We start from the raw sequence: 12,158 nt of genomic DNA on the forward strand, positions 1-12,158 counted from the left end.
AGGCCGCCGCTCCCGGGAAATCGGGAACGGCGGCCTTCGTCGTGTGGCCCCTGGCGTTCAGCGAAGCCGACTAGGGGAGGAGTGGGCTCACTCCAGTCCGATGGACTTCAGGTGGTGGACCTTCAGGGAGGTGACCTTGAGGGAGCCGGATTCGGCGGCGAGACGGATCGCGCGCGGCCCCTCGGAGGCGTAGGAGTAGGAGCTCAGCACCTGATGGCCGCCGTTGACGTACACCTCGACGGAGCCGCGGTCGACGAACACGCGCAGATCGAGCGTGCCGGCGGCGAGCTCGGCGTCGGTGAGCGGCGCGGCGCGGTAGCCGCGGTCGCCGTTCCTCATGGCCTGACGGTCCACGACCACGCGGCCGATCTGATCGTCGTACGCGACGTACGTGTAGGCGCCGTCCTCGGTGGCGTGGACCTTGAGGCCCGCGCGCTCGGCGGTGGAGTGCGCCAGATCGATCGTCATCTCGATCTCGACGGCTTCGGCGTCGTCGCAGATCGTCTTCTCGCCGTCGATGTCGAGCGTGATCTCGCCGTGGTCGAAGGTGTCCTCGCGCAGACCCTCCATCTCCTTGACCGGTGCGGTGACGACGTCGCCGTCATCGCCCAGCGTGATCTCGCGCGGCAGGGTGAGGTGGCCGCACCAGCCGTCCTCCTGCATCGGGATCGGCTCGACGAACGGGCTCAGCCAGCCGTAGACGATCTGACGGCCGTCCGTGTTGAACGACTGCGGCGCGTAGTAGTTGTGGCCGCAATCCCACAGACGGAACTCGGTCTCCGGCTTGAACTCGCCGCCCGGCTCCCAGGTGCCGATCATGTAGCCGGCGTTGTTGACGTTGCGGTTCATGAAGCCCTTCGGCTTCGAGCCCATGGCGGAGAAGCCGATGCCCCACTTCTCGTTGCCGTCCTTGTCCTTGATGGGGAAGAAGTCGGGGCATTCGAGCATGAACACATCCGGGTCCGGGTGCTGGAAGAGCACGCGCTCGTAGGTCCAGCGCACCATGTCGTCGGAGGAGAACAGCCACATCTGGCCGCGGCGTTCCTTGGAGGAGACGCCGAAGGTCATGTACCACTTGTCGCCGGTCTTCCACACCTTCGGATCGCGGTAGTGGTGGTCGACCTCGTCGGTCGGGCAGTCGATGATCATGCCCTGCTTGGTGGCGGAGGTGAGCTCGTCGTTGTCCGGGGTTGCGAGCATCTGGACCTGCCAGTCGCCGCCCGTGTTGTCGTGGCCGTTGGCCCAGCGGTGGCCGGTGTAGTAGAAGCGCAGCGCGCCGTCGTCGCCGATGACGGCCGAGCCGGAGAACACGCCGTCCTTCTCCTGCTCGAGCGAGGGGGCGAACATGATCGGCTCGCGCTTCCAGTTGAGCATGTCGGTGGAGGAGACGTGGCCCCAGTGCATCGGGCCCCACTGGGTGCCGTACGGGTGCAGCTGGTAGAAGACGTGCCAGCGGCCCTTGTAGTAGCACAGGCCGTTCGGGTCGTTGATCCAGCCGCCGTTCGAGGCGATGTGGAACTTCGGGTACCAGCGGTCGTTGCGCTTCGCGGCCTGGGCGGCGACGCCGGCCTCGGCCTTGGCGAGTTCCTCGGCGTGGTCGTGGATGGGGGTGAGGACCGGGTTGGCGGGGGTGAAATCAGTGGTCATGGCACTTCCTTGTGTGATGGTTGATGGGTTGTTTGTGAGGTCTTGGTCTTGCGAGGTTGTGTGCGAGGCGGGCCGGTGATGTGGGTGCGGCGGTCGCAACGGGGAAAAAGGGGAAAGCCGTTGCGACCGCCACAGGTGTTGGTTGGTCGGGGGGAGAGAGGATCAGGCCTTATCAGGCCTTGGCCGCTTCCATCTGGCGCAGCTGCTTGTCCGTGTAGAACGGGTCGCCGCCGACGTCCTGATCGTCTTTCTTGATGATGAAGATGCCGTAGATCAGGGCCGCGAGCACGATCGCCGAGATGGTGAAGAAGGTCGGACGGTCGCCCATGGCGTCATGCAGGGCGCCGAGCGGGGTGGAGAAGATGACCTGGCCGACCTGCGAGGCGATCTGGAAGCCGACCATGTACAGCGTGGCGGACAGCTTCGTGTCGAAGTGCAGGGTGAAGTAGCGGAACGCCGGCAGGCAGAACAGCGGCACCTCGATGGAGTGGAACAGCTTGACGATGGAGACGGAGATCGGGTCGTGGAACACGCCGCACAGACCGATGCGCAGGAACATGACGGTGGCGCCGAGCAGCAGGGCGTTGCGCACGCCGATCTTCTTCATGATGATCGGGACGACGCCCATCATCGCGGACTCGAGGAAGACCTGGAAGCTGTTGAGGATGCCGTAGGTGGAGTTGCCCATCTCGGTGGTCGGGAACAGGGAGGCGTAGTAGTTCGGGAACATCTGCTGGTCGAACACGGTGTAGAAGGTGTTGGTGAGCAGCATGAAGACGATGAGCACCCACAGGGTCGGCATCTTGAGGACGGCGACCATCTCCTTGAAGGAGGGGTTGGTCGGGGCGGCGTTCGGATCGGCTTCCTTCTTGAGCTCTTCCTTCTGCTCGGCCGGGACCCAGAAGGCGTAGACGAGGAGCATGCCGAGGCCGCAGGCGGAGCCGATCCAGAAGTTGATCAGCGGGTTGATGTTGAAGCAGAAGCCGGCGCACAGGGCGACGACCGCGTAGCCGAAGGAGCCCCAGGCGCGGGACTGGCCGTACTCGAAGCCGAAGTGGCGGGAGTAGCGTTCGGTGACGGCCTCGAACAGGGAGCAGCCGGCCATGAAGCCCGCGGACAGGACGACGGAGCCGATCAGGACGCCCGCGTAGCGGGTGGCGCCGCCGGCGTTGAGCATCGGCATGTAGATGAACTGGACGAACGGTCCGACGCAGGCCGCGACCGCGGAGATGAAGATGACGAGCTTGCGCTTGATGCCGAGCTGATCCTGGATGAGGCCATAGGCGAACATGATGACCAGCGTGGCCAGGGAGTTGATCGAGTAGATGGATCCCTGCTCGGCGGCGGACATGCCCAGACCGTGCACGTCATCGGTGAGGAACCTGGAGAAGAAGGACCACCAGATGCCCCAGGAGCAGAAGAACATGAAGATGCCGAACGAGCTCTGCAGATAGGAGGGGTTCCTCCACGGAGACTTCGATGCGCTTGCCATTTGTTGTATTCCCTTGTCTCTCGCGCCCGCTGCGACGCGGACGCCCATTGTGTATGGCTTTGTTGCCGGGGCCGGACCTCGTGGTCCGGCGGGGTTCCCCCCGCGGCTGCCGCGCCGTGGTGGGGAATCGTGTTGACGGTTATCAGTGTAACCTGTCAAACGATTTACGTCAAACGTTGCGCGTAAAACGTTTGAATGTCAGTGATTTCAGTGTGTCAAACGATTGATATAACGCCGTTTTGGGCGAACCGGTTCGACATGGGGTCGGCGTGTCGCGGAGGTTTCGGCGGTGTCGCGGTGTCGTTGCCGTGTCGGTACTCGGTGTAGCGGCGCTGGCGCTGACGCTGCGATGGTGCTGGCGATGCGATGGCTGTTGTGACGACGCACGGCGCGAGATCCTCCTCGTGGACGTACCTTCGTTCCAGCCGGAAGGCCGGGGCTTGTGGCCTCGTGAATCCGGCTCGGCGCATCCGTTCGGCATTGACGCGGATGCCGCCGACCATCTCAGGATAATATGTCGGCGACGCGGAGACACGCCTGGTGAACGTTCACAGGCATGACGGCGTCGTCAGGCCTTCACCGATTCCTTCTCGATGAGCGTGCAGTGGACCTTCGCGGGGATGTCCGCGTCGAGCGGCGGCATCGGTGCCGTCGTCTCCGGCCACGTCAAATCGTCGAGTCCGCGCTTCTCAATCATCGAGATGACCTTCGCGGCCGCCCAGTATCCCATCTCGAAATGTGGTAGCGCCACCGTCGTCAGCTGAGGGGAGAACGTCTCCGCGAACACGCGATGGTTGTCGACACCTACGACCGACACGTCGCGTCCGATCGTGAGGCCACGCCGTGCAGCGCATTCGTACACGTACCATGCACGCGCGTCGTTGAAGCAGAAGAAGCCGTCCGGACGCTCCCAGTCGAACAGGTCGGAGACCGTCTCCAGCGCCGGCCCGTTATTGAGCACGTCGATGACAAGACGGTCGTCGAGCTTGCGCCCCGACTCCTCGATCGCCGCACGATAGCCGGCGAGGCGCCCCGCCTGTGCGATCATCGGCTCCGAACAGCCGATGTAGGCGATGCGCGTGCACCCCGCATCGATGAGACGTTTGGTCGCGTCGTATCCGATCCGATACTCGTCCGGTTCGATGCTGGGGATCACCCCGGCGGCGTCGGTCGCGTCGACGAGCACGACGGGCTCGTCCTTGAGCCGGTCCGGCAGGGCGGTCACCCGGTTCGACATCTTCGCGTAGAGGAACGCGTCCGCGCCGTAGCGTTTGAGCGCGTCGATCTCGTCGCCCTCGTCCATGCCGCCGTCCGTGCTCACGGTGATGAGCAGGTATCCGAGCTGGCTGGCCGCCGACTGTGCGCCGAGGATCATGCCGCCGGCGTACGGGGTGGTCGCCACTTCCTCGCTGATGAAGCCGATCGTGCGCGTGCGGTTCGTGCGCAGGGAGCTGGCCATCGGATTAACCTGATAGCCGAGTTGTTCGGCGATTTCGCGCACATGCGCCGCGATCGCCGGCTTGACGCGACCGGCGTCGCGGTGGTTCATCACCAACGACACCGTCGAAATCGACACCCCCGCACGCTTCGCGATCTCCTTCATCGTCACCATAACGTAAAACGATACACCCTATCGCTTGGAACAGCGGTTATGTGGGTGAAGATGCCGTCGATGTGCCGGCGCCACTATTGCTGTAGCCGTCGCTCTTCTTCATTGCCGCCATTGCCGCCGTCCATGCCGCCGCTCTCCTCCTTGTCAATCCACCATGCCCTCAGGTCTGGCGTTCCGGCGGAGCTTGGGATGTGTATGGTCACAGAGCGGATGTGTATGGTTGCGGGGCGGATGTGCATGATTGTGAGGGGGACGTGCAGTCGTCGTTGGCTGATGTGTGGAGTGGGTGTCTGAAAACCGGACGGATTCTGTTATCCGCCAATCTGAACTTCGTTGGAATTCCGGGCTTTTCGGCATTCGTTCTTTCTGTTCTGAGTCCTGTCTTCGGCATCCCGCATTGCAGGTTCGCGTCGAAATCCTACACATCCGTCTCCAGATCATACACATCCGCATCCAGACCATACACATCCGGACCTCCACTCCACAGGTTCGCCGTCGAACCATACAGGTTCAATGCGCCGTGGGTGAAGATGCCGTCGATGTGCCGGTGCCTGCGCACCGTGGCCGGCATGCGCGTCATTACGATGGCGCTATGAGAAGCTTTCTGATGGAATGGCTGGTGCTGACGGTCGCGGCGGCGGTGATGGTGGTGCTGTTGCCTGGCATGACGACGGTGGGGGAGCCGCCGATTCTCGGCATCGCCGCGTTCTCCCTGTTCCTGGCGCTCATCAACGCGTCCATCAAGCCGGTGGTGCATATGATCGCCTTGCCGTTCACGATTCTCACGTTCGGCGTGCTGTACCTGGTCATCAACTGGCTGTTCATGCGGCTCGCCTCATGGCTTGCCCTGAGCCTGTTCGGCGTGGGCGTCTATGTGCACGGCTTCTGGTGGGCGACGATCGGCTCGCTCATCATGGCCGTCGTCTCCGGAATCGTCGGCACCGTCATCGGCGACTGACGGCAATAAGCGCGCAGCACGCTGGCGCGCGATGCCACTGGTATGCGCGAGACGCCCTGGATAGCAAATGTCCGTTTCGTTTCACCAGTGCACTGCCTGGCGAAACGAAACGGACATTAAGATGCCCAACTGATTCGTTGGTGGGCCCCCTGGTTCCCGCTGAGGGCTGACCTTGCGAGAATGTCGCGCGGTGAACACCTCGGCGGAAACCGTATATCGGGATGGTCGATCAGGCGAGGCCGGAGAGCCTGTCGATGAGCTCCGGGTCGCGGGTCGCGCCCTTGTCGGCGGAGCGGGCGAACGCGGCGTAGGCCTTGAGGGCCTGCGAGACCTTGCGGTCGCGGTGCGCCACGTAGCCGTCACCGGCCTCGAGCTCGCGGCGGCGTTCCGCCAGCTGCTCGTCGGTCAGTTCGACGTTCACGGAACGGGCCTCGATGTCGATGTTGATGATGTCGCCGTTCTTGATGAGCGCCACCGGGCCCTTGTTCGCGGCCTCCGGGGCCATGTGGCCGATGGCCAGGCCCGAGGAGCCGCCGGAGTAGCGGCCGTCGGTGAGCATGGCGACCTGCTTGCCGATGCCCTTGCCCTTGACGAAGGAGGTCGGGTACAGCATCTCCTGCATGCCCGGACCGCCCTTCGGGCCCTCGTAGCGGATGACCAGTGCCATGCCGGGCTTCAAGGTGTCGTCGAGGATGACCTTGATGGCCTCCTCCTGGGATTCGACGACGAGCGCCGGTCCACGGAACTTCCAGATCTCCTGCGGCACGCCGGCGGTCTTCACTACGCAGCCGTCGGGGGCGAGGTTGCCGCGCAGCACGGCCAGACCGCCCTCGTGGATCTCCGGGTGGTCGATGTCGTGGATGGCACCGTGTTCGCGGTCGGTGTCGAGCGAGTCAAACAGGGTCTCGTGCGTCCACGGTTCGGGGGAGATGATGTGGCCGGGGGCCGCATGGTACATCTGCTTGGCCTCCTCGGTGCAGGTGGGGCGCATGATGTCCCACGCGTCGAGCTTGGCCTCGAGCGACGGGTAGTCGATGGAGTGCACGTCCTGATGCAGCTTGCCGGCGCGGTCGAGCTCGCCGAGGATGCCGGTGATGCCGCCGGCGCGGTGCACGTCGGAGATCTCCCACTTGCCGGAGGGGCTGGCCTTGCAGATGCACGGCACGGTGTGCGAGATGCGCTCGATGTCGTCGAGCGTGAAGTCCACGTCGGCGGACTGGGCCATGGCGAGGATGTGCAGCACGGTGTTGGTGGAGCCGCCCATGGCGACGTCCATCGTCATCGCGTTCTCGAACGCGTGCTTCGTGGCGATGGAGCGCGGCAGCACGGAATCGTCGTCGTCGCGGTAGTACTGGTTCGCGATCTTGACGACTTGCTGCGCGGCGCGCTTGAACAGGTCCTTGCGGTACTTGTGCGAGGCGAGGATCGTGCCGTTGCCGGGCAGCGCGAGGCCGATGGCCTCGGTCAGGCAGTTCATCGAGTTGGCGGTGAACATGCCGGCGCAGGAGCCGCAGGTCGGGCAGACGGTCTTCTCGTAGTTGAGCAGGTCCTCCTCGGAGACGTTGTCGTCGGCGGAGGCGTACATCACGGAGATGAGGTCGGTGTTCTTCTTCACGGTGCCGTCGGCGAGGACGGTGGTGCCGGCCTCCATCGGGCCGCCGGAGACGAACACGGTCGGGATGTTGAGGCGCAGGGCCGCCATGAGCATGCCGGGAACGACCTTGTCGCAGTTCGGAATGCAGATCAGGGCGTCGGCGCAGTGCGCGTTGCACTGGTATTCGACGGTGTCGGCGATGATGTCGCGGGAGGGCAGGGAGTACAGCATGCCGGTGTGGCCCATGGCGATGCCGTCGTCGACGGCCATGGTGTTGAACTCGCGCGGGATGCCGCCGGCCTCCTTGATGGCCTCGGAGACGATGCGGCCGACCTTGTTGAGGTGGACGTGGCCGGGGAGGAATTCGTCGAAGGAGTTGGCGATGGCGATGATGGGCTTCTTGCCCATGTCGTCGCCGTTGACGCCGGCGGCACGGTAGAGGGCTCGCGCGCCTGCGAAGACGCGGCCGGACATGAGTTTTGCGGATCGCATTTCAGTCATGCTTCCATTCAAGTCCTTAATCGGGACACGCGTTTTGTCAAGAGTCAATATGTGGAATTCACGAGGATGTTACGTGGCGTACGTCACGTGTTGCGCTCGTCCGCACCGCGCACGGAGGCGTGCGGCACTGTGTCTCCGGCTCTCAGCGTCGCTTTACGTAACGGGTGGCGCGTCCGGCCCCGATCCTGGCGATGGTGCCGTCGTCCTGCAGGGCCTTCAGCGTGCGTTCGACCGTCGTGGCGCTGATGTCGGGAAGTTCGGCGAGGATGTCGGCCTTGGAGAGCGGTGAGAGCGTCTCGTCGAACAGGATGGCGATGCGTTGTGCTTTGGTCGTCCGCCCGGTGCTTGTGTCATGGACGGTCTGATCGTTTCCGGCGATGGCCGAGATGCGTGCGTCGAATTCCCTGTAGGCGGCGAGAATCACGCCGAACAGGTAGTTCGTGAACGGGGCGTAGTCGTTCGTGCTGTCATCCCATCCGACGGTGCTGGCCGCCAATGCCTCGTAATAAGTGTCCTTTCCCTTCTCGATGAGATGCTCCAGGCTGATGTATTTGCCGACTTCGTAGCCATTACGGTAGAGCAGCAGCAGTGTCAGCAGACGGCTCATGCGACCGTTGCCGTCGTTGAAGGGGTGGATACAGGTGAAGTCGAGGATGAACATGGCGATGGCGAGCAGCGGGTCGGTGTGCCCGTCCCGGATGGCCTCCGCGTAGGCGTCGCAGATGCGTGCGACGAGTCCCGGCGTCGCCATCGCCGACGGCGGCGCGAATAGGACACGACTTTCTCCGGCGGCGTCGCGTTCGATGATGACGTTATCGGTGTCTTTGAAACGGCCTCCGAAGGACAGTGGGGTGTGGCGGAACAGGTCGCGGTGCAGTTGGAGGATGACGTTCGGCGTGGGTGGGATGTAGTCGTGGCTTTCGTGGATGACCGCGAGCACGTCGCGGTATCCGGCGATCTCCTCTTCGGCGCGGTTGCGTGGGGCGACCTTCTCCGCGACGAGCGCGCCGAGCCGCTTGTCGCTGGTCGAAATGCCTTCGATGCGGTTGGAGGTGTCGATGCTCTGGACGCGTGCGACCGCGGTCAGCGTCGTCAGGATGTCCGGACGTATCGATGTCCGTGCGCTTTGGCGGCCCCTCTCCTCATGGATCGCGGTGAGCAGGCTCGTCGTGCGCGGGGTGAGCAGGGCGGCGGCTGATGCGATGTAGTCGAATTCCCTCACTGTGCGCCTCGCTTTCTGCATCATCGTCATGTTTTCTGCATCATATAATACCGAAATGATGCAGAAAACATGACGATGATGCAGATGGAGACGTAGACCGATCAGCGGCCGGATGCCGCTTCATGCGCGTTCCGAATATGCGAAAACGGGGTTCCGGATGATTCCGGAACCCCGTTTTCTCTTCTCTCTCACACAGTTTCCTGCCCAAAGAAGGCAGGGCAAGTCAGATCATTCAGCGGGCGATCTTCTGCGCGTCGTTGACGATGTCGGAGAGGACCTTGGTGTTGCCCATGGTGTGCTGGGCCATCGTGCTGGCACCGTACATGGCGAGACCGCGAATCATGGAATCCTTGAACGACATAATTGTTTCCTTTCAGGTTCGGTCATGGCATTCAGCCGATGACCACGTTTGCATGTTGTGGTGTGCGACGCCCGGCATGTTTTCCGTATCGCCGGTAGGCATCGCGAAGTCTTTAATTGTCAGCGCTATGGGCGCTGTGTTCAGCGAGCGAGCTTGTTGGACTCGACGAGGTCGGAGAGGACCTTGGTGTTGCCCATGGAGTGCTGGGCCATCGCGTTGGCACCGTACATGGCGAGACCGCGAATCATGGAATCCTTGAACGACATGATAATTCCTTTCGTTGGTCAAAGCCCCTTGGTGGCTTTGCTTGTTTTCTCGGCTTCGTTTGAAACCGGTTTCAGAATAGCGCGCCATCGTGACCTGCGCAAGGGCGGATCGAATTCTCCGGCGTGTCGGAGCAGGGAGTGAAAACCGTTGTGGCGTCTATATCGAACCGGTTTGATGCAAACGTTGTCAATGACAAGGCTTCCAAATCCGTTGCAATCATTGGGATTTGACGAAACGTCGATTCCAGGCCATCGTCGGTGCCGTGACGTCGCCAACGGCCGATGCGGGGTTTCGGAAATATCCGTGTCCATCGGCGTGTCGTGGGACTGATTCGATGCTGATTGACGTCGATTTCAGTCGTGACGGCCTTGACTGCGTGTGCGAAGGTCGTCCACGTGCCCCGTAACCACGGCGGTCGTGCACGGTGATCATGGCGATTGCAGTGCGGCGAAACGGGCCTCTATACCGTGGGGCGGTAGGGGAGTCCCCGCACTCGGCTATACTCATTGCGGTTGAGATAGATTTTCCAACGGTTTGGAGCATAAGAACATGGCAGAAGAAACCGAGACCGCGACCGAGACCACCGAGGTCAAGGGCAACGAGGAGTTCGGCACCAGCCCCACCCCCGACGGTCTGGCCAGCCCGACGATCGACGATCTCATGGAGCACGCGGACTCCAAGTACGCGCTGGCGATCTTCGCCGCCAAGCGCGCCCGTCAGATCAACTCCTACTTCACCCAGCTCAACGAGGGTCTGCTGCAGAACGTCGGCCCGCTCGTCGAGTACCAGAACAACGAGAAGCCGCTGTCCATCGCCTTCCGCGAGATCGACGAGGGGCTGCTCGAGGAGACCCTCGGCGAGGACGATCTGACCGAAGGCAACTGATCGCCGATTCCTGCTCGTCCACGGGAGACGCGGATACCTGCGGAAACCATCCGACACACGCTTGCCGCACGGCGGCGTGTCGTGTAGAAATGGACGGCAGGAGCGAACGACCTGAGGCTCGCGCCGGCTGCGATGCATGCGAACGGCATGCGTCGGCCAGGCACGGGCCTTTTTCGTAGCTGTGAAGCTGCGTCATGGCGCGTCATGCGCCGATCCGTGCGGTCCATAAGAAAAGAACGACAACCGTATCATTGTGCTTCGCCGTCGGCCGGACGGAAATCCACCGGAAGACGAGCGGGGCGATAAGTCCGAAAGAGGGATGATATGACCAACCCAGAGCGCAAGCTCATCTCCGCCGAATCCGTCACCGAAGGCCACCCGGACAAGGTGTGCGACCAGATCTCCGACGAGATTCTCGACGAACTGCTCCGTCAGGACCCGCAATCGCACGTCGCCGTCGAAACCTCCGCCGCCACCGGCGTGTTCCTCGTGTTCGGCGAGGTGACGTCCGAAGGCTACGTGGACGTCCAGTCCAAGGTGCGCGAGACGCTGCGCCGCATCGGCTACACGTCCTCCGAGGTCGGCCTCGACGCCGACTCGTGCGGCGTGATCGTCGCCATCGCCGAGCAGAGCGCTGAAATCAACCAGGGCGTCGCCCGTCTGACCGGCGAGAAGGAGTCCGCCGCCAGCCGTGAGGAACGCTATGAGGCCCAGGGCGCCGGCGACCAGGGTGTGATGTTCGGCTACGCCACCGACGAGACCGATGTGCTCATGCCGCTGCCCATCCACCTGGCGCATCGTCTCTCCTACCGTCTGGCCGAAGTGCGCAAGAGCGGCGAAGTGCCGCATCTGCGCCCGGACGGCAAGACGCAGGTCACCATCGAATACGACGAGGATGACCGTCCGCTGCGCGTCGACACCGTGCTCATCTCCACCCAGCACGATCCCGAGGCCACGCAGGAATGGCTGCGTGGCCAGCTCAAGGAGCACATCATCGACCCGATTCTCGACGAGGTGCTCGGCTCCGACGTGAAGCACGACGACTACCGCGAACTCGTCAACCCGACCGGCTCGTTCGTGCTCGGCGGCCCCGCCGCGGACGCCGGACTGACCGGACGCAAGATCATCGTCGACACGTACGGCGGCGCCGCCCACCACGGTGGCGGCGCGTTCAGCGGCAAGGACCCGTCCAAGGTGGACCGTTCCGCGGCCTATGCGACCCGCTGGGTGGCGAAGAACATCGTCGCCGCCGGCTTCGCGCACCGCGTCGAGGTCCAGGTCGCCTACGCGATCGGCGTGGCCGACCCGGTCTCCGTGAACGTCGAGACCTACGGCACCGAGGAAGGCGTGACGCGCGCCCAGATCGCCGCCGCCGTGCGCAAGGTGTTCGACCTGCGTCCCGCCGCGATCATCGACGAGCTCGACCTCAAGCGCCCGATCTATGCGAAGACCGCCGCCTACGGCCACTTCGGCCGCGTCGACGTCGAATTCCCGTGGGAGCGCACCGACAAGGTCGACGAGCTCAAGGCCGCGATCGCCGAACTCGCCTGACACGTGTTACGACACGCCTGAATGATAAAGGACCGGTACATATCTACCGGTCCTTTATCGTGCCGCTA

The 12,158-nt window shown here is 63.3% G+C and carries 12 protein-coding genes and 1 riboswitch; of the genes, 3 read left to right on the forward strand and 9 right to left on the reverse strand.

What is annotated here, in order from left to right; translation table 11 throughout:
* Positions 1-87 precede the first annotated feature (87 nt).
* From AC1AYR_RS00325 to AC1AYR_RS00345, 5 genes are all read right to left on the reverse strand, one after another.
* Entirely contained in the window at positions 88-1,647 is a 1,560-nt protein-coding gene (locus AC1AYR_RS00325; protein ID WP_476511124.1) for a glycoside hydrolase family 32 protein, read from the reverse strand.
* A gap of 172 nt (positions 1,648-1,819) precedes the next feature.
* Positions 1,820-3,139 (reverse strand): oligosaccharide MFS transporter, encoded by a 1,320-nt coding sequence (locus AC1AYR_RS00330; RefSeq protein WP_476511123.1) that lies wholly within the window; start codon positions 3,137-3,139, stop codon positions 1,820-1,822.
* Between the two features lie 215 nt (positions 3,140-3,354).
* Positions 3,355-3,642 carry a hypothetical protein gene (locus tag AC1AYR_RS00335; RefSeq protein ID WP_476511122.1) on the reverse strand — a complete coding sequence of 96 codons (288 nt, stop codon included), beginning with the start codon at positions 3,640-3,642 and terminating at the stop codon, positions 3,355-3,357.
* Between the two features lie 65 nt (positions 3,643-3,707).
* A complete protein-coding gene (locus AC1AYR_RS00340) occupies positions 3,708-4,751 on the reverse strand; it encodes a LacI family DNA-binding transcriptional regulator (RefSeq protein ID WP_476511121.1) in 1,044 nt (347 codons plus the stop codon).
* A 418-nt stretch (positions 4,752-5,169) separates the two neighbouring features.
* Positions 5,170-5,322: a hypothetical protein gene (locus AC1AYR_RS00345; RefSeq protein WP_476511120.1), complete on the reverse strand. Its 153-nt coding sequence runs from the start codon at positions 5,320-5,322 to the stop codon at positions 5,170-5,172.
* Positions 5,323-5,343: 21 nt separating this feature from the next.
* On the opposite strand from AC1AYR_RS00345, the gene AC1AYR_RS00350 reads away from it, so the two are divergent.
* On the forward strand, positions 5,344-5,709 hold the full coding sequence (locus AC1AYR_RS00350; RefSeq protein ID WP_476511119.1) for a phage holin family protein: 366 nt from the start codon (positions 5,344-5,346) through the stop codon (positions 5,707-5,709).
* A gap of 229 nt (positions 5,710-5,938) precedes the next feature.
* Here AC1AYR_RS00350 and ilvD read toward each other — a convergent pair whose 3' ends face one another.
* From ilvD to AC1AYR_RS00370, 4 genes are all read right to left on the reverse strand, one after another.
* On the reverse strand, positions 5,939-7,804 hold the full coding sequence (gene ilvD / locus AC1AYR_RS00355) for a dihydroxy-acid dehydratase (RefSeq protein ID WP_476511118.1): 1,866 nt from the start codon (positions 7,802-7,804) through the stop codon (positions 5,939-5,941).
* Between the two features lie 142 nt (positions 7,805-7,946).
* Positions 7,947-9,026, reverse strand: coding sequence for a Fic family protein (locus tag AC1AYR_RS00360; RefSeq protein WP_476511196.1), 1,080 nt, complete (start codon positions 9,024-9,026; stop codon positions 7,947-7,949).
* A 232-nt stretch (positions 9,027-9,258) separates the two neighbouring features.
* On the reverse strand, positions 9,259-9,387 hold the full coding sequence (locus AC1AYR_RS00365; protein ID WP_274518547.1) for a hypothetical protein: 129 nt from the start codon (positions 9,385-9,387) through the stop codon (positions 9,259-9,261).
* Positions 9,388-9,527: 140 nt separating this feature from the next.
* Positions 9,528-9,653, reverse strand: coding sequence for a hypothetical protein (locus AC1AYR_RS00370; protein WP_476511117.1), 126 nt, complete (start codon positions 9,651-9,653; stop codon positions 9,528-9,530).
* A 550-nt stretch (positions 9,654-10,203) separates the two neighbouring features.
* On the opposite strand from AC1AYR_RS00370, the gene rpoZ reads away from it, so the two are divergent.
* Positions 10,204-10,539 carry a DNA-directed RNA polymerase subunit omega gene (gene rpoZ / locus AC1AYR_RS00375; RefSeq protein ID WP_476511116.1) on the forward strand — a complete coding sequence of 112 codons (336 nt, stop codon included), beginning with the start codon at positions 10,204-10,206 and terminating at the stop codon, positions 10,537-10,539.
* 244 nt (positions 10,540-10,783) lie between these two features.
* Positions 10,784-10,868, forward strand: a riboswitch (SAM riboswitch).
* The gene (gene metK / locus AC1AYR_RS00380) at positions 10,864-12,090 is read left to right on the forward strand and encodes a methionine adenosyltransferase (RefSeq protein ID WP_476511115.1); all 1,227 of its coding nucleotides are present in this window, start codon (positions 10,864-10,866) and stop codon (positions 12,088-12,090) included. Its footprint overlaps the riboswitch before it by 5 nt.
* Positions 12,091-12,158 lie beyond the last annotated feature (68 nt).

Source organism: Bifidobacterium sp. LH_417, assembly GCF_056357035.1.